The 23,839-nt window shown below is 35.6% G+C and carries 24 protein-coding genes; 14 read left to right on the plus strand and 10 right to left on the minus strand.

The window, feature by feature from the left end; all coding sequences use genetic code 11:
• Positions 1-72: 72 nt before the first annotated feature.
• Both OCL94_RS00485 and OCL94_RS00490 read left to right on the plus strand, forming a co-directional pair.
• The gene (locus OCL94_RS00485; RefSeq protein WP_262993464.1) at positions 73-1,275 is read left to right on the plus strand and encodes a sugar efflux transporter; all 1,203 of its coding nucleotides are present in this window, start codon (positions 73-75) and stop codon (positions 1,273-1,275) included.
• Complete coding sequence (locus tag OCL94_RS00490) at positions 1,272-1,754, plus strand: DUF456 domain-containing protein (protein ID WP_262993466.1); 483 nt, start codon at positions 1,272-1,274, stop codon at positions 1,752-1,754. The genes OCL94_RS00485 and OCL94_RS00490 overlap by 4 nt, the downstream gene beginning before the upstream one ends.
• Before the next feature lie 39 nt (positions 1,755-1,793).
• Here OCL94_RS00490 and OCL94_RS00495 read toward each other — a convergent pair whose 3' ends face one another.
• From OCL94_RS00495 to rsgA, 4 genes are all read right to left on the minus strand, one after another.
• The gene (locus tag OCL94_RS00495; RefSeq protein WP_262993468.1) at positions 1,794-2,504 is read right to left on the minus strand and encodes a DUF1129 domain-containing protein; all 711 of its coding nucleotides are present in this window, start codon (positions 2,502-2,504) and stop codon (positions 1,794-1,796) included.
• A gap of 16 nt (positions 2,505-2,520) precedes the next feature.
• A complete protein-coding gene (locus OCL94_RS00500; protein WP_262993470.1) occupies positions 2,521-3,186 on the minus strand; it encodes a DUF1129 domain-containing protein in 666 nt (221 codons plus the stop codon).
• Positions 3,179-3,514, minus strand: a complete 336-nt coding sequence (locus OCL94_RS00505) for a PadR family transcriptional regulator (protein ID WP_262993472.1) — start codon at positions 3,512-3,514, stop codon at positions 3,179-3,181. The genes OCL94_RS00500 and OCL94_RS00505 overlap by 8 nt, the downstream gene beginning before the upstream one ends.
• A 186-nt stretch (positions 3,515-3,700) precedes the next feature.
• The gene (gene rsgA, locus OCL94_RS00510; RefSeq protein WP_262993474.1) at positions 3,701-4,792 is read right to left on the minus strand and encodes a ribosome small subunit-dependent GTPase A; all 1,092 of its coding nucleotides are present in this window, start codon (positions 4,790-4,792) and stop codon (positions 3,701-3,703) included.
• A gap of 323 nt (positions 4,793-5,115) precedes the next feature.
• Between rsgA and OCL94_RS00515 the strand changes: the two genes are divergently transcribed.
• Positions 5,116-5,589, plus strand: coding sequence for a DinB family protein (locus OCL94_RS00515; RefSeq protein WP_262993476.1), 474 nt, complete (start codon positions 5,116-5,118; stop codon positions 5,587-5,589).
• A 124-nt stretch (positions 5,590-5,713) separates the two neighbouring features.
• Positions 5,714-7,756: a cation:proton antiporter gene (locus tag OCL94_RS00520; RefSeq protein WP_262993478.1), complete on the plus strand. Its 2,043-nt coding sequence runs from the start codon at positions 5,714-5,716 to the stop codon at positions 7,754-7,756.
• A 43-nt stretch (positions 7,757-7,799) separates the two neighbouring features.
• Here OCL94_RS00520 and pflA read toward each other — a convergent pair whose 3' ends face one another.
• The gene (gene pflA, locus OCL94_RS00525; RefSeq protein WP_262993480.1) at positions 7,800-8,552 is read right to left on the minus strand and encodes a pyruvate formate-lyase-activating protein; all 753 of its coding nucleotides are present in this window, start codon (positions 8,550-8,552) and stop codon (positions 7,800-7,802) included.
• Positions 8,553-8,574: 22 nt separating this feature from the next.
• The gene (gene pflB, locus OCL94_RS00530) at positions 8,575-10,824 is read right to left on the minus strand and encodes a formate C-acetyltransferase (protein ID WP_262993482.1); all 2,250 of its coding nucleotides are present in this window, start codon (positions 10,822-10,824) and stop codon (positions 8,575-8,577) included.
• Positions 10,825-11,087: 263 nt separating this feature from the next.
• Between pflB and OCL94_RS00535 the strand changes: the two genes are divergently transcribed.
• A complete protein-coding gene (locus tag OCL94_RS00535; RefSeq protein ID WP_262993484.1) occupies positions 11,088-11,528 on the plus strand; it encodes a GNAT family N-acetyltransferase in 441 nt (146 codons plus the stop codon).
• Between the two features lies 1 nt (position 11,529).
• Positions 11,530-12,477: a magnesium/cobalt transporter CorA gene (gene corA, locus OCL94_RS00540; protein ID WP_262993486.1), complete on the plus strand. Its 948-nt coding sequence runs from the start codon at positions 11,530-11,532 to the stop codon at positions 12,475-12,477.
• Positions 12,478-12,531: 54 nt separating this feature from the next.
• On the opposite strand, the gene OCL94_RS00545 is transcribed toward corA, so the two are convergent.
• Positions 12,532-13,038 carry a cupin domain-containing protein gene (locus OCL94_RS00545; RefSeq protein WP_262993488.1) on the minus strand — a complete coding sequence of 169 codons (507 nt, stop codon included), beginning with the start codon at positions 13,036-13,038 and terminating at the stop codon, positions 12,532-12,534.
• A gap of 164 nt (positions 13,039-13,202) precedes the next feature.
• Here OCL94_RS00545 and OCL94_RS00550 point away from each other — a divergent pair, with 164 nt between their 5' ends.
• From OCL94_RS00550 to OCL94_RS00580, 7 genes are all read left to right on the plus strand, one after another.
• A complete protein-coding gene (locus tag OCL94_RS00550; RefSeq protein ID WP_262993489.1) occupies positions 13,203-14,087 on the plus strand; it encodes a DUF5068 domain-containing protein in 885 nt (294 codons plus the stop codon).
• 57 nt (positions 14,088-14,144) lie between these two features.
• Positions 14,145-14,438, plus strand: coding sequence for a hypothetical protein (locus OCL94_RS00555; RefSeq protein ID WP_262993491.1), 294 nt, complete (start codon positions 14,145-14,147; stop codon positions 14,436-14,438).
• Between the two features lie 68 nt (positions 14,439-14,506).
• The gene (locus tag OCL94_RS00560; RefSeq protein WP_262993493.1) at positions 14,507-16,057 is read left to right on the plus strand and encodes a DNA-binding protein; all 1,551 of its coding nucleotides are present in this window, start codon (positions 14,507-14,509) and stop codon (positions 16,055-16,057) included.
• A 5-nt stretch (positions 16,058-16,062) separates the two neighbouring features.
• The gene (locus OCL94_RS00565) at positions 16,063-17,766 is read left to right on the plus strand and encodes an immune inhibitor A (RefSeq protein WP_262993495.1); all 1,704 of its coding nucleotides are present in this window, start codon (positions 16,063-16,065) and stop codon (positions 17,764-17,766) included.
• Between the two features lie 222 nt (positions 17,767-17,988).
• On the plus strand, positions 17,989-20,367 hold the full coding sequence (locus OCL94_RS00570; protein ID WP_262993497.1) for an immune inhibitor A: 2,379 nt from the start codon (positions 17,989-17,991) through the stop codon (positions 20,365-20,367).
• Positions 20,368-20,543: 176 nt separating this feature from the next.
• Positions 20,544-21,110, plus strand: coding sequence for a GNAT family N-acetyltransferase (locus tag OCL94_RS00575; protein WP_411268456.1), 567 nt, complete (start codon positions 20,544-20,546; stop codon positions 21,108-21,110).
• Positions 21,097-21,549, plus strand: a complete 453-nt coding sequence (locus tag OCL94_RS00580) for a 2-thiouracil desulfurase family protein (RefSeq protein WP_262993500.1) — start codon at positions 21,097-21,099, stop codon at positions 21,547-21,549. Before OCL94_RS00575 ends, OCL94_RS00580 begins: the two co-directional genes overlap by 14 nt.
• Here the strand turns inward: OCL94_RS00580 and OCL94_RS00585 are convergent.
• Positions 21,534-22,106, minus strand: a complete 573-nt coding sequence (locus tag OCL94_RS00585) for an LOG family protein (RefSeq protein WP_262993502.1) — start codon at positions 22,104-22,106, stop codon at positions 21,534-21,536. The genes OCL94_RS00580 and OCL94_RS00585 overlap by 16 nt on opposite strands.
• A gap of 56 nt (positions 22,107-22,162) precedes the next feature.
• Here OCL94_RS00585 and OCL94_RS00590 point away from each other — a divergent pair, with 56 nt between their 5' ends.
• Positions 22,163-22,630 (plus strand): GNAT family N-acetyltransferase, encoded by a 468-nt coding sequence (locus OCL94_RS00590; RefSeq protein WP_262993504.1) that lies wholly within the window; start codon positions 22,163-22,165, stop codon positions 22,628-22,630.
• On the opposite strand, the gene OCL94_RS00595 is transcribed toward OCL94_RS00590, so the two are convergent.
• Positions 22,627-23,088: a YaiI/YqxD family protein gene (locus tag OCL94_RS00595; protein ID WP_262993506.1), complete on the minus strand. Its 462-nt coding sequence runs from the start codon at positions 23,086-23,088 to the stop codon at positions 22,627-22,629. The two genes, OCL94_RS00590 and OCL94_RS00595, sit on opposite strands and share 4 nt — an antisense overlap.
• Complete coding sequence (locus OCL94_RS00600; protein WP_262993508.1) at positions 23,075-23,743, minus strand: hypothetical protein; 669 nt, start codon at positions 23,741-23,743, stop codon at positions 23,075-23,077. The genes OCL94_RS00595 and OCL94_RS00600 overlap by 14 nt, the downstream gene beginning before the upstream one ends.
• Between the last annotated feature and the right edge of the window lie 96 nt (positions 23,744-23,839).

Genomic DNA, 23,839 nt, shown 5'->3' on the forward strand with positions numbered 1-23,839 from the left:
AAACGTGACTATACAAATATTGTGTTTCCGATATAATAGAACAGTATTCATATAAAGAAAGTATGTGGAAATATGTTTAAAAACCTTTTAAGTATTAAAAATTATGTTCTATTTCTGATTAATATGACGTTACTCGGAATGGCGCTTGCGATTACTGTGCCGTTCTTTGTGTTATATGCTACGCAAGAACTTGGCATGACACGTGGACTTTATGGTGTGATGATGGCGTTATTCGCGCTGGCAGGATTTGGTGTGAATACAATTGTTGCGAGATTTTCTGATCGTGCTGGATTTAGCAGAAAGTACATGATTATGTTCAGTTTAGCGATGGCTTCAGTCGCGTTTAGCATGTATTATTTCGTTTCAAATCCATATTTATTTATCGCACTCTATGTATTCTTTGGTGGAATGGCAGCGCCAGCGATGCCGCAAATGTATGCCTCAGCGAGGGAAAGTATTAATGCCTCTGCATCAAGTAAAAATGCAGTATTTGCAAATACTGTTTTACGTTCAATGTTTAGTTTTGGATTCTTATTTGGACCACTTGTAGGAACAGTGTTACTTAAACATTTTGGGTTTAGTGGTATTTTTGGTGGCACAGTCGTGATTTACTGGGTTGTGTTTATTACCTTCTTAATATTCTTCCATGAAGTCAAACCTGAAAAAATCGTCTATAATTCAAATAGAGTGGAACCAGTCGCACCGAATCTTGCAAAAGATATGTATTTACTTGTGCCATTTTTAGCATTTGTGTTCTTACATGTAGGTCAGTGGATGTATACGTTGAACATGCCATTATTTGTGACTGAATTCTTAAATGCAGATGAATCAAATGTTGGCTATCTGGCGAGTTTGTGCGCTGGATTAGAAGTACCGTTCATGATTATTTTAGGTATACTGGCAAGTAGATTTCAGACAAGAACGCTGCTGATGATAGGTGGCGTACTCGGTGGAGCGTATTATTTCTCAATCGGGGTATTTGATAGTGTGACAGCGATGCTCGTTGGACAAGTGTTACTCGCATTCTTCTTAGCGATATTACTTGGACTTGGCATTAGTTATTTTCAGGATATATTACCGGACTTTCCGGGGTATGCATCAACATTATTCTCGAATGCAATGATCGTAGGACAATTAGTTGGAAATTTACTCGGTGGTGTGATGAGTAATATCGTTGGATTAGGCAATGTATTCTTTGTTTCATCAGGCTTTATTTTATTAGCATTTATCTTATTAATCTTCACTAAACAAGTGAAAATGGAGGATATCGCATGAATTTGATACTTTGGATATTAGTGATACTGGCATTTTTATCAGCATTTGTGGGGTTAATCATGCCAATGATTCCCGGCATCCTTATGATGTGGATAGGATTTTTTATTTACCATTTTGCGATTAATAACAATGAATTATCATGGTTTTTCTGGATTGCGATGGCGACGCTCACAATGATTTCTTTATTAAGCGATTGTGTATTTGGTGCGCACTTTGTTAAGAAATATGGTGGCAGTAAAGCAGGGGAGTTAACCGCAGCGATTGCGATTATACTTGGGAGCTTTTTCTTTCCACCGTTTGGTATAATCGTCATTCCATTTGCAGCTGTGTTTATTGTAGAGTTATTAATTCATCAAGACTTTAAACGTGCATTTGATGCAAGTCTTGGATCATTATTTGGCTTCTTAACAAGTACTGTTGCGAAGTTTATGATATTGATTATTATGATTGTGTGGTTTATTTTGGATATTATTATATAAGAGGAACGCCCGAAGCTCATAGGAGTTTCGGGCGTTTTTTTATCTAAAAATAGCAACTTCTTTATCGTTTCGAGAAGCGTTGAATAGTAATTTATATAGTAAGTATAATACTAGAGCGATAATAAAATTAATATACCACGGGATTTCAACCATTGGACCGATGTGAATTATTCTATGAATAAAAAGAGAAACTAGAAATGGTATTACCATTACAAACCACATGATAATGAATAGTTTAAATTTCTTTGCTTTGGTTTCATTTTCAAGGTCGATAAATGCAGTACTTTGCATATACTTGAATACGCCGAAGATGATGAGACAGATAATAGTTGATGTAAGTAAATTTCCGGTAAACTCACCACCGATATCAGTGATATTTTTACGTTTTAGAATATAAACGATAATTAAATCTGCTATACCAGAGATTGCACGGAATAAAGCAAGTAGAAAACAGAATATTGAGGCAGTAAACATCCATATATTACGTTTAGATTCTTTTGGAATCTCTTCGACTAAATCTTTAGCAAATTGCTTTGGATCCGGACCGAAAAATTCTTCAGTTGTTACATCATGCATCTGAGCTTCAAGTAAATGATCGAGCAAATCCATTAACGTGACCTCAGTAACACGTTCTGATAGGGACAAATCACAGCGCAAATACATTAACACTTCCTCATAAACTTTTAAATTTTCAGGTGTAAGTTCTTCACGCTTTATATTATTTTGTTCGATAATATCTTTTGTTTTCAATTTCATTCACTCCATTCTAAATAAATCGTTTTTTAGGAAAATAGGTTCTTTTAATATGAACACTCAAATAAATTAAAAAGGTAGCAATTATTATTGAAATATAAAATGGAATATTAAATGTTGGTCCATGTGTAACAAACTTAAAAATAATATAGGAAACAGAGTAAGAAAGAAATCCAAATAAAGATTGAATAACATTTTGGGTTTTTGATCTATTTTTTGAATTGGAATCTACAAATATACTTAATAAACTAAAAATTAGAAAGACGATAGTAATTAGCAATGCAGCCTTAATCGGTATATCAATATGTTTACCATCACTTATCCATAATAAAAAATCTGAAAAGCCTATAATGACAAATATAATGCTAAACAACATTGTGAATGTAAATGTGCCATAAAGTAGAATGGATTGAATCGTTTTCTTAGGGAGTTCAGTAGTAATTTCACTTACAAATTGATCTAAATCATGACCAAAAAATTCTTTTGCCGAAGTACCGTTACTTTGAGCAATGAGTAAGTCTTCTAAAATCTCAAGGATTATTTCATCTGTTTCATCCTCAGATAAAGTGACATTATTCGTAATACGAGCAGCAACATATTCAAAGTCTTCTTTATTTTTAGGTCGTAATTGATTTACTTTACGTACGTATTCAATATTTAAATCGTTTAAGTTAGTCATTTATAGTCTCCTTATTTACCAATTCTGATATCGGTCCTACAATTTCATTCCATTCTTCAACCATATTTTTCAATTCTTCTTCACCATCTGATGTAATGAAGTAATACTTTCGTTTCGGTCCGACGTCACTTGTTCGCATTTCACTCGTGATTAAATTTTTCTTCTGTAATCGTAGAAGTACGGGGTAGATCGTCCCTTCACTAATATTACCGAGTCCGGAATCAAGTAACTTTTGTGAGAGTTCATAGCCATACACTTCTTTTTCTTTAATGATTGAAAGGACGCATGCATCTAATAAACCTTTCAACAACTGAGTACGCATACTCATAGGCTTCACCTCTATTTTGTAATACAAGATAGCTAATCTTTTAAAAGCTACTTTGTATTACCAAGTAGCTTAACTTTAATATAATACTGTTGGTGTATATTGTCAAATCTTACATGAAAATTTATAAAAAACTAAGATGAGTGGTCTGTAAACAACATTTACAGACCACTCGCCACACCAAATATACTATTTTCTTTTCCTTATCTTCGCATTTCGATTCGCTTTGCCAATCTTAGTTAACTTCTTCCATTTGTTTCGTTCAGCACTCATCTTTGCTTCATCATTTCTTCGTTCCACAAATTCAAGTTCGCGTAAATATTTATTATAACGCTCGAATCGGTCTTCAGATAATTCACCGGTTTCGATCGCAGCATTAATTGCACATCCCGGTTCATTTGTATGCGTACAATCATTAAACTTACATTGAACGATGATATTCTCCACATCTTCAAATTCTGTAATCAGTCCTAGATTCTCACCGGTACTCCATAATTGAAATTCACGCATGCCGGGTGTATCAATTAATATCCCACCGCCATCTAACAATAGAAGTTCACGGTGTGTCGTTGTATGTTTTCCTTTGTCATCGGTTAAACGGATTTCCCCTGTGTCCATTACATCTTTACCGAGTAGACGATTAATCAAAGTCGATTTACCGACCCCGCTTGATCCAAGTAGCGTTCCTGTTTTATGATCTTTTAAATAATTTTTTAATGTTTCGATATTGTCATCACTATCGTGTTGTACGAAATAGACAGGAACAGTAGGTGCAACATTACTGAGTTCTGCAATCATAATTTCTTTCTCTAATTCTGTGATTAAATCTGACTTTGTCATAACGATAATAGGCGTAGCACCTGAATCATACGTTGCGATCAAATAGCGTTCTAATCGATTCGTGTTAAAGTTATCATTACAACTCATCGTAAGAAACGCATAGTCAATATTGGTTGCGATGAGTTGTGGTTTCGTTTGATTCCCTGCTGCATTTCGAATATATTGTTGCGTTCTTGGTAATACGTGTTGAATGATACCTTTATGTTCGTTCGGGAATGGTTTGATCAATACGAAATCGCCAACAGCAGGTGTTTGTATTAAATCGTAACTTGTAAATTTATCTTTGCCTGAAAGTTGAACGAGATACTCGCCATTTTCTGTAATCGCACGGTACATCCCTTTATGTTGCACTGAAATACGTCCTTTTAATAAGTTTGCGTCAAATGCTTTAGCTTGATCTATTCTTTCTGAGTTGTAACCTAATTGTGTTAATATATCCATTTTATTGCTCCTTTAGTTTATAAAAATACCCGTGACGATATGTTCGTCACGGGTATACGAGCAATAGTTAGCAAGTAATGTCCATGACGAAACAAAGTGATTCAGTTACCAAGTTTAATTTCGTCATAAGACATCACTCCTTTCTTTTTTATTAGCATAAATAATATTTGGTATGTTGTCAATGAGAACTTAGTGAGCAAAAATCCAGAATTTCACTCACTCATCCAAAAAAACCTCACCTCAAAAACTCCCGAAATCATAATCATAGCATTCAATCAATAATCCCGGTATATTATTAATATAACAACTAAGGGGGACATACCATGTTTCGTACAAAACAAGATTTCTTAACACATTATCGTCAGGAAGCGAATACGACGATTGCCTGCTTAAAAGAATTAACAGACGAATCGTTAGAACAAGCGGTATCAGAATTAGACCGTACGTTAGGTGAGATTGCTTGGCACGTTGTTTCAAGTGTTGGTGGATTTGCGCATCAAGCGGGTCTACAAGTTGAAGGTGTAACATTTGGTTCACCACAACCTGAAACAACTGCTGAAATCGTTGCAGCAGCAGAAACAATTTATAACAATACATTATCAGTATACGAAGCGGAATTAACAGATGCGTCATTATTAGAAGATGTTGATTTCTTCGGAACGACTATGCCACGTGGTCATTTATTATTTTCTATGATCACACATCAAACACATCATAGAGGTCAAATGACCGTATTAATGCGTCAGGCTGATTTAAGGGTTCCACCGATTTACGGGCCATCTCGTGATTCTCAATAAATTATTGTGTAAGTAGTCTTTTATTGTAGACTACTTACTTTTTTTATTTTAATGCTAATTTAATGTAATATTTATCTCATAACGGGTATAATGATTTATCTAGAGAGATATCGCGAGGTGACGCATGGGAAGCTTTATTATTATTTTAAGTCTTGTTTTTGCAATTATTTTATCAACGATTATACATTTTTATTTACCGAAAGTACCATTAGCTTTTATTCAAATTGCAATTGGTATGTTAATCTTCTTAACACCAGTACCGTTAAACGTAGAATTTGAACCTGAACTATTTCTATTAGGTATTATCGCACCATTATTATTTTTAGAAGGATATCATGTTTCAAGAATTACCTTCTTAAAATATTTAAAGCCGATTATATTAATGGCTATGGGGTTAGTATTTACGACAGTTATCGGTTTAGGTTATATTACGCACTGGATGATGCCGTTCTTACCCCTTGCTGCGTGTTTCGCACTTGCTGCAATTATTTGTCCAACTGATGCTGTTGCAGTACAAGCGATTGCAAAAGGTAAGAAGTTACCGAAAGGGTTAATGACCATCTTAGAAGGGGAGTCGTTACTAAACGACGCAGCAGGTATTTTAAGCTTTAAGATTGCATTACTTGCATTAACAACGGGTGTGTTTAGTGTATCAGAATCAATTTCGCAATTTATGGTAGCTACACTTGGTGGATTAATCGTTGGATTATTTGTAGGTTTATTATTTGTACAGCTTAGAATTCTATTGATCCGTAAAGGATTTTACAATGAATATGTATTTATATTAATTCAGTTACTCACGCCATTCGTCATTTATGAACTGGCAGAACAAATCCATGCCTCGGGTGTAATCGCAGCTGTAATTGGCGGTATTGTTCATGGTATTGAACGCGATAGAATGAGTCAGGCAACGACACGTTTGCAAATCGGTTATAACAATACGTGGGGATTATTATCGACTGTATTAAACGGTTTCGTCTTTACACTACTCGGTTATTTAATTCCGGAAGTGACGATGTCATTAATTGAAAGTGGTAACGAAGATATTACATCGACGTTTATTTATATGGTAATCATCGCGTTACTTGTTTATTTATTTAGATTCATCTGGGTCTTCATCCTATACGATATGTTCTATATACGAGAAAGTCGTTTCGAACGTATATTAAATCGTGAAAATATCGATACGAAAGAAGTTCGTCCGAGTCGCTTTAAATACGCAATGATTGCAACTGTTTGTGGTGTTCATGGTACGATTTCAATGGCGATTGCGTTAACAATTCCAATTGAAATTGTTAAAGGCGAAATATTCAACTACAGAGATAACTTATTATTCATCGCTGCTGGTGTGATTGTCATCAGTTTAATAGTAGCGCAAATGCTGTTGCCGATATTAACACCGAAAGTTACGCCACAAGTTGACAATTCATTACTCAGCTTTAAAGATGCACGCATTAAATTAAAAGAATATGGTATTAAGTATATCCATGATAATACGACAAAAGAGAATAGCATTATTGCCGGCAATTTAATTCGTCAATATACGATGCAGGTCGGTTTCTATAGTGAAGTGAGTGATCGTAATCACAGTCCGAAAGAGATCGATCGTTTACATGTAATTGCAATGAATACTGAAATGAAGACATTAGATGAAATGATTAGTACGAATGAAATAACACAAAGTTCATTTAATAACTATGTACAGTATATTGAGCGTTCGAAAATCTTTCATTCAACTAATTTCTTTAGAAGAATGTTATTTATCTTTAGGATGCATCGTAAACGAAAAGCTTTCGCGAATCGTATTAATCAATCAAGCTCGTTATCTATTAAGAATAACTTACAGGAAATTCAAAAGATTGCCGCGCGTGTGCACTACAATGTAGTTCAGCGCCTGGCAGATGAGATGACCGTTGATAACCGTGTTGAAGTGGCACTCGTTTCTGACAACTACTTAAATCGTGTGAATCAACTGAAACGTAATATGACGAGTGAATCATTAGAAGACGAAGAAACATTATTTGCATTAGACGTATTAAATGCTGAGAAAGATTTAATTAACCGACTCTTTGCAAAAGGTAAGATCACAACGAATTTAGCTGTAGAACTCAGACAGTCTATCAATTATGATGAGATGATGTTACTTGATACGTACGATGAACATTAAAAAAGCTTTCAGCCAAAATTTTTGGCTGAAAGCTTTTTTATGTTTAATTCAAAGGTGTTTTACCTTTAAAGTTAATTAAATCATAAGCACGTTTTACTTCTTCATCACTTGGTGGTTCAACGTCTGCTAATGGATATTGTAAATTCATTGCTTCCCATTTATGCACTCCTAATTGATGATATGGTAATATTTCGAATTTCTCAACGTTATCTAATGTATTAATAAATTCACCAAGTTTGATTAAATCAGCTTCGTCATCTGTAATACCAGGAACGAGTACGTGTCTAATCCATACCGGTTGTTTTCTATCAGATAACAAACGCGCAAATTTCAGAATGTGATCATTCGGTTTCCCTGTCAGTTTAATATGTTTATCGTTATCGATATGTTTAATATCTAACAGGAATAAATCTGTATTTTTCTGCATATTATCAAAGTGGTGCATAAATGCAGGTGTTTCATTAAAGCAACCCGCTGAAGTGTCGACACATGTTGAAATACCGTGTTGCTTAAGTTTAGCAAATAATGCTTCTAAAAATGGTAACTGCAGTAGCGGCTCTCCGCCACTGACAGTTACACCACCACCTGATGCATTAAAGTAGGGGATATAAGGTAACACTTCATCCACAATCTCATCAGCTGTAACCTCTCTTGAAGGTGTGGCGATTTCCCACGTGTCTGGGTTATGGCAGAACTGACAACGTAACAGGCAGCCTTGTGTAAATAATATATAGCGTAGTCCTGGTCCATCTACGGTTCCTAAGCTTTCTACTGAATGAATGTGTCCCTTGATCATTAATACCCCGTCCTTTTATTGATTACATTTTTTCGTGGAATGTTCTTGAAATTACATCTAATTGTTGTTCTCTTGTTAATTTAATAAAGTTTACTGCATAACCTGATACACGGATTGTAAGTTGTGGGTATTGTTCTGGATGTTCCATTGCATCAAGTAAAGTTTCACGGTTAAATACGTTAATATTTAAGTGGTGACCATGTTGCATTGCATATCCGTCTAATACACCGACTAAGTTTTGTTGTTGTGCTTCGTCTTCTTTACCTAATGATTTAGGTACGATAGAGAATGTATTTGAAATACCATCTTTACAGCAGTCGTAAGGTAATTTAGCAACTGATGATAAAGAAGCTAACGCACCGTTTTTATCGCGACCGTGCATTGGGTTTGCACCTGGAGCAAATGGTTCACCCGCTTTACGTCCGTCAGGTGTGTTACCTGTTTTCTTACCATAAACAACGTTTGAAGTGATTGTTAATACTGACATTGTATGTTCAGAATCACGGTAAGTTTTATGTTTACGTAATTTGCCCATGAATGATTCTACTAATTGTACAGCAATATCGTCTACACGTGAATCATTATTTCCGTATTGAGGGAATTCTCCTTCAGTTTCGAAGTCTACAACTAATCCTTCTTCGTTACGGATTGTTTTAACTTTAGCATATTTAATAGCTGATAATGAGTCAGCAGCAACTGAAAGTCCTGCAATACCTGTAGCCATTGTACGAATAATTTCTGTGTCATGTAAAGCCATTTCAATTCTTTCATAACTATATTTGTCATGCATATAGTGAATCACGTTTAATGAGTTGATATAAACGCCAGCTAACCAATCCATCATTGCATCCAATTGTTTGTATACTGTATCGTAATCTAATACTTCATCAGTGATTGGTGCGAAGTTTGGTCCAACTTGTGCACCAGATTTTTCATCTTTACCACCGTTGATTGCGTATAATAAAGTTTTCGCTAAGTTTGCACGCGCACCGAAGAATTGCATTTGTTTACCAATTTTCATCGCACTTACACAACAAGCGATACCGTAGTCATCACCATAGCTTTCACGCATTAAATCATCATTTTCATATTGAATTGAGCTTGTTTGAATACTCATTTTTGCACAATATTTTTTGAAGTTTTCAGGTAAGCGTGTAGACCATAATACTGTTAAGTTTGGTTCTGGCGCTGGACCTAAGTTATCTAATGAATGTAAGAAACGGAATGAGTTTTTCGTTACTAATGGACGGCCATCAATACCAACACCACCGATTGACTCAGTTACCCAAGTTGGATCGCCTGAGAATAATTCATTGTAGTCTGGTGTACGAGCGAATTTCACTAGACGTAATTTCATGATGAAGTGGTCGATGATTTCTTGTACTTCCATTTCAGTAATTGTTCCTGCTTTTAAGTCACGTTCAGCATAAATATCTAAGAATGTAGATACACGACCTAAACTCATTGCAGCACCGTTTTGTTCTTTAATTGCTGCTAAGTAAGCTAAGTAAGTCCATTGTACTGCTTCTTTGAAGTTTTCAGCTGGACGAGAAATGTCGAAGCCGTAAATTTTACCTAATGCTTTTAATTCGTTTAACGCACGATATTGTTCAGAAACTTCTTCACGTAAACGAATGATATCTTCTGACATTGTAGTAGATAAGTTATTGAAGTCTTTTTGTTTTTCGTTCATTAAGAAATCTACACCGTATAAAGCAACACGGCGATAGTCACCGATAATACGTCCACGACCGTAAGCATCTGGAAGACCAGTGATGACACCCGCTTTACGACAAGCTAACATTTCTTTAGAGTAAGCATCGAATACACCTTGGTTGTGCGTTTTACGGTAGTCAGTAAAGATACGTTCAGTTTCTTTATCTAATTCGTAGCCGTAAGATTCACAAGCTGCTTTCGCCATACGAATACCACCGAATGGTTGCATTGAACGTTTGAATGGTTTTTCTGTTTGAACCCCTACAATTGTTTCTAAATCTTTATTTAAATAACCTGCATCATGTGATGTAATTGTTGATACGACTTTCGTATCCATATCCCACATACCGCCACGGTCACGTTCTTCTTTCGTTAATTGCATTACTTGATCCCATAATTGTTTCGTCGCTTCTGTAGGACCTGCTAAAAATTCATCATTGCCTTCATATAAAGAATAGTTTAATTGGATAAATTCTCGAACGTCGATTCTTTTGTTCCATTTACCAGTTTTAAAACCTTCCCATGCATTTGTTTTTTTCGTCTCTTCTTTAAACATATTAATCCCTCCAAATTTCTTTTTGTTAATTACTTCACAATTTAATTATAACACCTTTTCGTGAATTGAATCACATTATTTTTGAAAACGATTAAATTTTTTAAAAGTGTTGAAAACAAAGGGGTTTGCTGTAATGGTACAGAACCTTATACCTTCTATTGTATATATAACAGGTGTAAAATGAAAATGATGTGATGTATTTCTTGATGCGTAAACTGTGGAGATATCGGTTATATCCATGTACAATGATAAAGGTGAATCTTATGAGAGAAATCAATCATTCAGAAATAACGTTACTTAAACAAATCGCATATTTACACGAAAGTATACCGACATATTATAATGAAGCGTACCACTTCACATCTTTAGATGTTGAATTGCGCTATGAATCTATACAATTGCTCATGAAACATCGGAACGACCGTATCGTTGTAATAGAAGACGGACAGCTTTGCGCATTTATATGGTTTAATTTAAATGAATATGCCCATATAAAATCAACATTTGTTAGTATGAATTATCGCCATCAGGGCTATGCGACACAATTAAAACAATACGTCGCGTCATTGGCTAGACAACACGGCATTACAATGATTCAGTGCGACGTTGATCCTAATAATATTCCGATGTACAAGCTAAACCATAAGTTAGGATATCAACGTGCATTAAATGGAAATAAAATGATAAAGATATTAGAGGTGTAACATGATTAGAACGCTATATATTGATGAATTAAATACTTTACATGTATGCAACTCACCGTATGAAATAGAAGTGACACCGAAATGGTTATGGGTAGATATGAGTGAACCGACGACAGAAGAAAATTTATTGTTGAGTCAATTTTTTCACTTCCATCCATTGTCTATTGAGGATGCAACAACAGTGAATCAACGTCCTAAATATAAAGAGTACGATGATTATTTATTCTTCGTCTTCCATGCTATTGATTTACGCACGATGAAGCCGGAAGAAATTGATATATTTATTAATAGTTCGCTCATCGTAACGTATCATAAAGAAGCTTCAGAAGAGGTCGATAAAGTATGGAAGATGTTACTCAATAAAAAGCCGAATGAAAAAGTAACAACGAATGAAGTCATGTATAAAACGCTTGATGCGATTGTCGATAACTATTTCCCGTTTGTATATGATTTAGAAGATAAAGTATTCTCATTTGAAGATCGTCACTCAGTCAACATCTCTACTGAGAACTTAATTGATGAAACGTTTGATTTAAGAGAAGATCTTTTACTGATCAGACGAACTGTATTGCCGATGCGCGACTTAGTCTACCGATTGCTTGAAGGTCGAGTACTCGCACTAAATAAGAAACAGAAAATATTTTTGCATCATATTAATGACCATTTAATTAAACAAGTTGAGATGATTGAATCATCGCGTGAGATGACAGCGGATATCCGAGATAATTATATTTCTCTTAACTCATTTAGGATGAATAATATCATGAAAATCTTAACGATTTATTCAGTTATCTTCATGCCATTAACATTAATTGCAGGGATTTATGGTATGAACTTCGATGTAATGCCTGAGTTACACTGGAAATATGGTTATTTAGCAGTATGGATCGTCATGATTGCCATTTCATTAGGGATGATTGGCTATTTCAGAGTGAAGAAGTGGTTTTAATTTAATTAATAAAATAATAACCGGTCAATCACTTAAGTGGACGACCGGTTATTATTATTTTATATAAGTGCCACAGTGATAAATGTTATGCCATTCTTTAAACATTAGACCTGAGTTACCTTCTATTGGATCGTATTCAGGCAACATTACACTATTAATCGTTTGATTAATTGATTGAAGTTGATCATATTGTGTGCATGTTTCAAATGGCTGGTCTGTAGGGTAAGCACCAACGACAGTAAAGTCTTTACTTGCGGTAATACATTTGTGGCCGTAACCCGCAGGTAATAATAATGCATCACCTGCAACGACTTCAATTGTCGAGCCGTTTTCTCCGCCAATCATTAGCGTCGCTTGACCAGAGACGACACCTAATACTTCATGCGTATCAGGATGGAAGTGTTGCTCATTAAATACACTGCCTGTCCATAAACCATGCCAATGATTGTGCTGGAATAAAGATTTAAAATCTTCTTCAACGGCTTTATAGATGATTACCGGCAATATCATATGATTCGGGGTGCTTGGGGACACAGGACTATGCAATATTTGATAGCGCACATTCATCGCTCCTTTCATATAAATAAAAAATATTTTAGATGTTGATATTATTTTTTATCAAAACATCGTATATTGCAATAAATAAGTATTTTGAAATGTAATTCACATATGATTGCATGATAATATGATAAAATAGAATTTAGAATGATGAAGGTGGGATTAACTTGAAAAAATTTGCGATGATTGCAATTTCAGGTGCTCTATTTTTAACGGGTTGTAGTAATGATAATACTGATAAACTCAAAAAAGAAGTAGAACAGTTAAAACAACAAAAAGATAAAATTGAAAAAGAATATAAATCTTTAAAAGAAAAGAATAAATCAATTGATGAATCGATTAAAGAAAAGCAAGATGACATCGATAAAATGAAGGCAGAAAAAGAGAAAGCAATAAAAGAACAGTTAAAACGTGAAGAAGAAGAGAAAAAGAAACAGGCTGCGAAAGAAAAAGCACAAGCCGAGCAAGCTAAAAAAGAACAGCAGAAAAATGAAAATAAAATGAAAGCAGCAAGAACGAAAGAAATCATGCCAAATACAATCGAAGCGAGTACGAATGGTAAGTTAGAAGTGGTGAAGTCGATAAAAGATGCCAATATTAACTTAAAAGATGCGGGGATGGATACGACGATTCACCGTATTCAAATTTTTAAGGTGACGCAAATGCCTAAAGATCAAGTTGTATTATTTAATGGTGATACTGAAGGATACGTCTTAATGTATGAGGTAACGACGGAGAATACAACGAATGCACCATTGTACTATAATAATGTTGGTATGCTGGATCTAGGTCAGAAGAAAATATTCTCTGAATATGCTTCGTTTATTCCACCTGATTTCCAGGAGACTGGGATGAAAAAGAGCAAAGTCAACTATAATGAATACGCACCGAAAGAGTCGACAACGAGTTATAAATCAATGGCCATTAGTAAAGAAGATTATAAAGCGATAGCAAGCGGAAAAGCGAAGTTAATGATCAAAGGCGGCGTATCAGCTTCTAAGACGATGGAAAATAAAACAAACGTTAATTCGACAGGCTATTTAATCCAGTAATATGTTTGAAACATTAATATTCGGGAATAGGATTGAAAAGACTACGGAGGCGTAATTATGCATGAAGAAAAGTTTGTATTGTTAGAAGGCAAATCGTTGACGCTCGCTGAAATAGCGCGTGAATTAGAAGCGATTACAGGCTATACTGTTAAAGACTCTTATGGTGATGTTAATCGCATCGTTGCACAAAAACCAAATTTCGACCAGGACTTTGAATCGTATTTAATAACATATGAATATAATGAATCGAATGACCTTACGGACGTTATAGTAACAACGCCGAAAGATGAGGCGATTAATTTTAAATCAGATCAAATGAAAGTAAGATTAATATCATATAAAACAAAATAAAGTTTAAAAGTGTGTTAATGTATATGTAAGTTAATATATATTAATACACTTTTTTATTGGAGATGCTTATGAAAAAAATAATTACATTAATCACGACAAGTTTATTACTCTCAGCATGTGGTGCTTCACAACAAAGTAATAATAAGCAACAGTTATCAACTAACAGTAAAGCAGATGTCTTATTTGACGCTGCGCACGGTGTAACAGCAGGGGAAGCAGATTGGGTCATCAATGGTGGCTTCTCAACATTTAATGATGAGATTAATAAACAAGGTGTAACGACGACCTCAACAGGTTATCATGATACGATTACGCTCGATGTATTAAAGCGCTACAAAGCGTTTATTATGCCGGAACCCAATATTCCGCTTAAGACGAGCGAACAGCAAGCAATTAAAGCATACGTTGAAGGTGGCGGAAGTGTAATGATGATAGCTGATCACTATAATGCTGATCGAAACTTGAACCGATTTGATGCTTCTGAAATTTTTAACGGTTATCGTCGAGGCGCATTTCAGGAAATTACGAAAGGGATGCATCAAGATGAAATACAATCGGATCGAATGAAAGATGTGAAATCAAGTGACTTTTTAAGTGACACATTTGGTGTGCGCTTTCGTTATAATGCACTAAATAATGTTGTGTTATCAGCAAAGGACGAAGACAATGTGTTTGGATTGCTGGATGGCGTCAAGAAAGTAAATATGCATGCTGGCAGTACGCTACTCATTACGAATCCGAAGCAAGCGAAAGGAGTGCTTTATCCTGAGCAATTATCAGAAAAAGATAAATGGCCCCATGCCGTTGATCAAGGGGTATATACTGCGGGTTATAAAGACGAAGGTGCATTTGTCGCCATCAGTAAATTAGGAAAAGGGAAAGCTGTATTTATCGGTGATTCTTCTATTGTAGAAGATAGTACGCCGAAATATGTGCGTGAAGATAATGGTCAAAAGAAGAGCACGTATGATGGTATCCATGAAATGGATCATATGCGTTTAATGGATAATCTCGTAAAGTGGATGATGCAACAGGAAGATTATGCTTCGTTTGAAGGGAAATTCAAACTTGATGAACCTACGAAAGTATTAGACTTTGAACAACCAGCGCAATCTACAGAACCGAAAGCAGAGCCATGGGGCACGCCTGGTCACCATTATAAGTGGTATGATCCTTCTACATTTGCAGCAGGAAGTTTCGGAAAAGATGATACGACGATAAGTAGCAAGACACAGTCTTCAACGAGTGCATCTAATTCAACACATGAAAGTAAGCAGTCCAATGAAAAGAATACACCATCTTCATCAGAACAACATAGTAATATTGAAGTACAGTATCCGAAAACCGTATCAGTCGGACAACGCTTTAATATCGATATATATACACAAGATCAATTAGACAATATTGCAATTGAATTAATTGATGCAGATGGGGAAAAAGTCGGGTTATTTGATGGTAATCGACCAGGTAAATCACGTGCGTATGATGCGAAAAAATTTGAAAGTCGTTACCATGTTTATTTTCATGGTAAAATAGCGAGGGAAGCAACTGACGAAATCACTTTAAAAATATATTCGAATAATGCATTGATTGATGAGCAAGTCATGAAAGTGAGGTAGTAATAATGAATAAATTATGCAAAACATTGTCTTTAATGACAATGACAGCTTTGTTGTTACCGACAAATATCGGTAATGCGACAACGCGACCACCGACGCAAACTTCAAGTCAGGTGAAACTTGATAATACGGATAAATTAAAAACAAAAGCAACTGTATTACAATCTAAAACGACAAAGACAAATACAGTGCCTGCCTTTAAACCACGTGTTTATCGTGGCCAACCGATGAAAGAGAATGTATTAGTCGTCATGATGGACTTTAGTAATAGTCCGGCATCTACAATTAAAAAGTCAGAAACCGCAAATTATCGAAAAGTATACGATAAAGCATATTACGAAAAACTATTTTTTGGTGATACATTTAAAGGCCCAGATCAAAAAGACTATATGTCGATCAAAAAATATTACCAAAACGTATCTGGGAATAGTTTATTATTACAAGGGAAAGTATCGGGTTGGTATCGTGCGAAACATCCATTAAATTATTATGGACATAATGAAGATGAAAAAGTGTCTGAATTGATCATGGAAGCGGCAGCAAATGCAGCGAAAGATAAAAATATTAACATGAATAAATTTGATCAGTATGACTATTATGATTTAGATCAGGATGGTAACATTCATGAGCCTGATGGTATTGTCGATAAACTTGTCGTGGTGTTTAGTGGTATTGGAGAAAGTGAAGGCGGCGGCAAATTCTTAAAGAATTCAATTTGGGAACACGTATCTGAAGTGCCATTTGATAGGAACGGTAATCCAAAGACAGTACCAGGTACATTTAGTAAGCAGTCTAAATTTTACAAGAAACGATTAGGTGTGGCTGAGTATGGTGTGCTGGCTGAAGACAGTACAGTAGGTACATTTGCTCATGAGTTTGGACATATGCTAGGTTTAATTGATGAATATGATACAGCGCCAAGTGCCGCGAACCATTCTGGTGAGCCGATTCGCTACTGGTCATTGATGAGCTACGGTGCGGATGCAGGGGTGATTCCAGGGATGGAACCCGTTGGATTAAGCCCGTTTGCGAAATCGGATTTACAGCAAATATATGGCGGTAACTGGATGATTGGTAGCGCATTGAATTATAAAGATATTTCATCTAAAAAGAAATATTATTTACTGGATCAGGCAAGTATAAAAGGTGTTAACAATGATGTTGTGAAGATTAATTTACCACCGATAAGACAAAAAAATAAAAGTGGAAAAATTAGAAGTTATCATCAATATTATTTATTAGAATGGCGTTCTCATAATGGGGTGGATAAAGGACTAAGCCATATTAAAGATCCATTCGGTATGAATCAGTACGGTAAAGGATTAATTATTTGGTATGTTAATGAATCATTTGCCGATAATGCGAACTTAGCGAAACATTATGGTAAGAGTTTAGTTGGTGTAGTGGATGCGAATCCTGCGAATATTACAACATCGACGGGTTTAATTCCAATGTCAGATACACAAATGTATGATGCAGCATTTAATACTGTAAGTTATGGGCAATACAATCGTGCCAGCAATTATTTCTTTAAGAAACCATCGACAAGGCCTGTACCATTATTCTCGGATGCTAACTATAGTGTTGCAGCGTTTAATAAATTACAAGTGCCGGATAGCAGTCGTATATTACCGCAGTTAGGGATTAAGATTAAAGTTGAAGGCCAGAATAAAGACGGAACAGTTGGTAAAATAAGCATATATAAATAAGTTTATATGCGTCGTGTTTAGCTATACGTAATCTAAAAAGCAAAATTTCTGTTACACACAGAGATTTTGCTTTTTTATTGTGTAAAAAACTATTTTATCTCTATCACCTCCGCTTTGTTACGAAAATGTAATATTTCAACAAACAAAATATTATTTACAATTCTGAATATTTAGAAGATAATGATTTTAAGAATTAAAAATATAATTTTTGGAGGTTAATCGATGAGAAAAAAACAGTTATTTTCTTCACTATTAGCATTATCTCTAGGTATTTCAAGTCTTGGCTTAACGAGTGGTGCAGCATATGCAGATGTGCACAAAGTACATTCTCCTTCAGGTTCAGGTTTCGATGCAGGTGTTGCGAACGAAGAGCGCTTAATTAAAATGTTACAAAAAGAAGGTAAACTTTCTAAAACTGCGACACGCGCAGAAGCTGAAAAAGCAGTTCAACAATTATTGAAACAAAAACATGAACAGACCAATAAAGTAGTAAAAAACAAAGGTGCATTCGATAAGAAATACAACAAAGTCACTGATAAAAAGAAAAAGAATGCGTTAAATAAATACACAAAAGGGAAAGGTAAAAAACTAGGACACGCAAAAAATGTTAAACCTGTTGTGCCTGAGTCTTTCACTGGTGAAAAACGTACAGATAAAGTATTATTGCTAGCGATTGATTTCCCGGATTACAAACATTCAACAATTACGAAAGAAGAGTCAGACATGTTCTATGAGGACTATCCAATGAGTCATTATCAGGACATGGTATTTAATCCGAATGGATATGAAGGCCCAAATGGTGAGAATTTAGTTAGTATGCAACAATACTACAATAATCAGTCAGGTGGCAGTTACGGATTAGATGGTAAAGTACATGGCTGGTATACAGCGAAACATGAAGCGGCGTATTATGGTGGTAACTACCCTGACGCAGATGGTAGTGATCATCGTCCGAAAGAATTAGTGAAAGAAGCATTAGAAGCAGCAGCGAAAGATCCGAATGTTAACTTAGATGAGTATGATCAATGGGATCGTTATGATTTAGATGGTGACGGTATTTATAACGAGAAAGATGGTATCGTCGACCACGTTATGATAATTCATGCATCTCCAGGTGAAGATGCTGGTGGTGGTCGTTTAGGAAGCGACGCAATTTGGAGTCACCGCTGGAGTTTAGATTTCGATGAAAAGGGTGAGCCGTACACAATTCCAGGAACGAAATCAGGTTTAGATAAATTTGGCGGGAAACTCGCAGTTATTGATTATACGATTCAGCCAGAAGATGGTGCAGCAGGGGTATTCTCACATGAATTTGGTCATGATTTAGGATTACCAGATGAATACGATACAATTTATTCGGGTAAAGGTGAGCCTGTGTCATTCTGGTCAATTATGTCGAGTGGTAGCTGGGCCGGAAAAATTCCTGGAACAGAACCTTCAGGATTTGATCCATATATGAAAGAAATGCTTCAAGATTTCCATGGTGGTAACTGGCAGACAGGTAGTGAAGTAGATATTAAAGATATTTCAAGTACACCACAAGAATTCTTGTTAGATGAAGCTTCTTCAAAAGGTACGAATAATGATGCAGTGAAAGTATCATTACCTGATAAAGTGACGAATGTTGTTACACCGAAATCAGGTAGTAAGTTATATCATAGTGGTTCAGATAACGATTTAGAAAATACTTTATCAACATCAGTAGACTTAACAAACGCTAAATCTGGTGAATTAACATTTGATGCATGGTACGACATTGAAAAAGGGTTTGACTATGCCTATGTTCAAGCTTCTACTGATGGGGAAAAATGGACAAATTTAGAAGGCAATATTACGAATAATGATGATCCGGAAAATAGTGGTGCCAATATTGGCAATGGTATTGATGGTCAAAGTAATGGTTTCGTTGCTGCGAAGTTTAATCTTGATCAGTTTGCCGGTAAGAAAGTTAACTTGCGAGTGTTATATAAAACAGATGGTGGCTATATTGCTCCAGGATTATATTTAGATAACTTAAAAGTTACTGCAGATGGTAAAGAAGTATTGAGTGATGGTGCAGAAGATACACCGAAAGTTGAATTAAATGGCTTTAAAGTATCAGATGGTAAGAAATATAGTAAAAATTATTACTTATTACAGTGGAGAAGTCATAATAAAATTGACGGTGGATTAGCACATATTAAACGTGGAGATGGTTTCTTAAACTTTAATCCAGGACTTGTAGTAGAATATGTAGATGAATCATTCACAGACAACCACGTCGGTAAACATCCTGGGGAAGGGTTTGTCGGTGTTGTCGATGCTGACCAGAATGCACTTGTATGGGAAGGAGAAGGTGCAGGTGTTGCATCAACACAGTGGCAAATGCATGATGCAGCATTTAGCTTAACAAACGAAGCGCCGTTAAAGATTGCGTTAGATGATAACACATCACTCGTTGATAAATCAATCGTTGCAAATCCATTGTTTGATGACAGCAAAGATTATACAAATAAAGCACAACCACATGCCGGTAAAATCTTACCGAAACATGGTCTAAAAGTTAAAGTAGTTGGTGAAGCGAAAGATAAATCAGCAGCGAAAGTGATTGTGTATAAATAGTAAACAATTCATCATTTATAACAGTTCATAAATTATTTTAATAATGCGAATAAACCTCACAAAGATGCTCTTTTGTCATTGTGAGGTTTATTATGTTGTAAATGATTATCACGTAGTCAATCCAGCTTTTCATTTCATCGCTTCATTTGATATATTTATATTAATAGGAGGCTATGATGATATATTTTGAAACAGAGCGATTAATATTTAGAGATTGGCATGAAAGCGACTTACCATTGTTTCAGGAAATGAATCGCGATTTCGACGTACGTCGTTATTTTCCGGATGTAATGAGCAGTGCACGTAGTGAACTTGCTTTCTATATGATGCAGCGTGAAATGACGCAACATGGATTAGGATTATTTGCAGTGGCATTGAAATCCACAGGAGAATTCATCGGGTTTATCGGTATGCAGTATTTAATACCGACGCAACAGTTTGATTTACCTTTTATGCCATGTTATGAAATCGGCTGGCGGCTTCGAAAAGCATATTGGCATCAAGGCTACGCGACTGAAGGTGCCAATGCAGTACTGCAATATGCACAGCAACAAGGTATTCAGTCAGTTTATAGCTTTACAAGCATGCTTAATCGACCGAGTATACATGTGATGGAAAAGCTGGATATGCAATTTGTAAAGACGTTTCATCATCCACTCATTAAAGATTACCATCCACTTAAAGAACACGTCCTTTACTATAAAGCACTCAATGTGAAAGGGCAGTCAAATGATACTCATTAGCAGTTGTTTAATTGGAGAACATGTTAGATACGATGGTGGTACGCAAGGCAAATCTTCATTGATACAGCTTATTGAAGAAGGTAAAGCGATACATGCTTGTCCGGAAGTGCTTGGTGGATTACCGATACCGAGAGATCCTGCTGAAATTGTAGATGGAGATGGGTTTGATGTACTGGATGGTCGTGCGAAAGTAAAGACTGCACAAGGGGCAGATGTAACTGATGCTTTTATTAAAGGGGCATATCGTACATTAAACATATTACAGGATGCTCAAATTGATACCGTCATCTTGAAAGCCAACAGTCCGAGTTGTGGCAATGCATTCATATATGACGGAACATTTTCCGGCACAAAAAAACAAGGCGTTGGGGTAACGAGTGCCTTGTTAATCCGAAATGATATTAAAGTGTTGAGTGAATTAGATTATACTGAATCATAACGCTTAACTTTAACCGGTTGAGCGTTTTTCATTTTATCGATTAGCGTATCTGGATTTTCTTCTACAATCGCGAGATGACGGTAATGTTCACCAATAAATCCTTGTGCGATCATTTTGTTCAACATTTCTATTAATGGGTTATAAAAGCCATCAATATTTAATATTCCAATCGGCTTTTCATGAAGTCCGAGTTGAGCCCACGTAAATATTTCAAAGAACTCTTCAAGTGTACCTGCGCCACCAGGCATCATAATATAGCCGTCACAAAGTGAAGACATCATATCTTTACGTTGATGCATCGTATCAACAGTATAAAGTTCGGTAAGATTGGGATGCGCTATTTCTTTCTCATGTAAGAAGTGGGTAATAACCCCGATTGTTCTACCGCCATTTTGAATGACACTATCAGCGATGACACCCATTAATCCAGCTTTTCCGCCTCCGAAGATTAATGCGATGTCATGTTTGACAAGTGATTGTCCTAATGCTGTCGCCCCTGTTGTATAGGCTGGATTTGATCCTTTATTAGAACCACAATAAACTGCAATATTTTTCATATAAAAAAATCCTTTCTTTTATGTTATGATTAATAGTAATGAATGGAGTGAATAGCTTGATAAATATCAAACCAGTAGACACAGTGAATGACATTGATTTAAGTCATTATGAACTGCCGGCGAAGCAAATGGTGTATGCAGGTCACCCAAGATTTATACTATCACGAAAGAAACCCCACTACACACCATTTATTATCGAAGACAACAATATGTTAATTGGCGTATTTGCACTTGAGCAAGGTGACATCTTAAATAGAATTGGTGCGTCACACAATGCGATTTATTTACGCGGTTTATCTATTAATTATACGGAACAGAATAAAGGTTATTTCAAAGCGACACTTTCTGCTGTTGAACAGTATTTAGCAACGCATTATCCTGCTGTAACGATGCTTTACTTATGCGTTAATGTTAAGAATGATGCGTATTATGCATTTATTAAATCCGGATTTAAAGATGAAAAGCGTACGATACGCCAAGGTTTATCACAATTAAAAGTACTATCAAAAAAACTTAGCATTTAGTGTGCTAAGTTTTTTTCTATACATGCTGTTAAACTTTGAACAAACTTAATCCGATCTTGCTGCGTAAATTTCGGGGGGCCTTTAATTCGGCGTTTCGCTTGTCGTTCCATTTGGTTGTGATAGCGTGTCATCAATAATAGTTCAATCGTTTCCTGTGTGTATTGCTCACCATTATGATGCAAGACCATGCTACGGTCTAATAATAAACTGGCTAAACCATAATCCCCCGTAATAATGATGTCATTCGGTGTAGCGTGCTTTTTTATAGCGTAATCTGCACTATCATTACCGGTATCTACATAATGTGTTGCAACAAAAGCAGGATAATCCTGTAACGTATAATGAGAGAAATCTTTGACGAGTAATACGTTTAAGTTGTATTGTTGCGCCACAGCAATGACCTCATGAATGACTGGCGAACTATCGGCATCAACAATAATACGATTAACGATTGGCAATATGCTCGGCCATCATTTGACGATGTTGTTCGAAAGTCTTCGCATTGTCGAAATGTTCTTCATATTTTAATGATGGTGTTTTTATCGTTACTTGTTGCACTTCATCATCTTGTGTTACTTTATTGTTTTTACTGAAAGGGAGAATGCTACGTTTCGTTTGTTTTTGTTTGAATTTATAGTTTTTATAACGTTTCATTTCTTTAATCATTGCTTTTTGTTGTGCTTGTCTCGCAGCTACTTCTTCACTTTCACGTTGTTCAATTTGCTTAGTCAATAAAGTATTAAGCTGATCAATTTCTTTTTGTAAATATTTCGCTTGTTTTTGTGCGCGTTTATCTTGTTTAATATGTTGTTTCATTTGTTGTTCATAATTGCGTTTCTTTTGAGTAGATTTAACACTTTGAGATACAAATTGAGCCGTACCAACCGTTGTCTGTTTAATAGTATGTGCAGTAGAAATTGCACTTTGCGTCGTATGGACTGCTTTATCTTTTGTTTTTAACGCGACGTGCTTCGTCTGATCATATGCTTTCACTGACAAATCTGTTGCACGTTGTACTTCTGGGTGTTCTTTTATGCGATGGCGTTCGTTGATTAATGGTACGATAATGACTGCAGCTACATTGATAGCTGATTTAATCGTTTCTTTTTTCATGAGTAACGCTCCTTTTATGCTTAATTGTCACTATTATATATTATTTACCCGGTTATATAAAAAAATAACGAAGCATATGATAAATATTGTCATCTT

It is taken from the genome of Macrococcus capreoli, from assembly GCF_025628935.1.
In the GTDB taxonomy this organism is placed as follows: domain Bacteria; phylum Bacillota; class Bacilli; order Staphylococcales; family Staphylococcaceae; genus Macrococcoides; species Macrococcoides capreoli.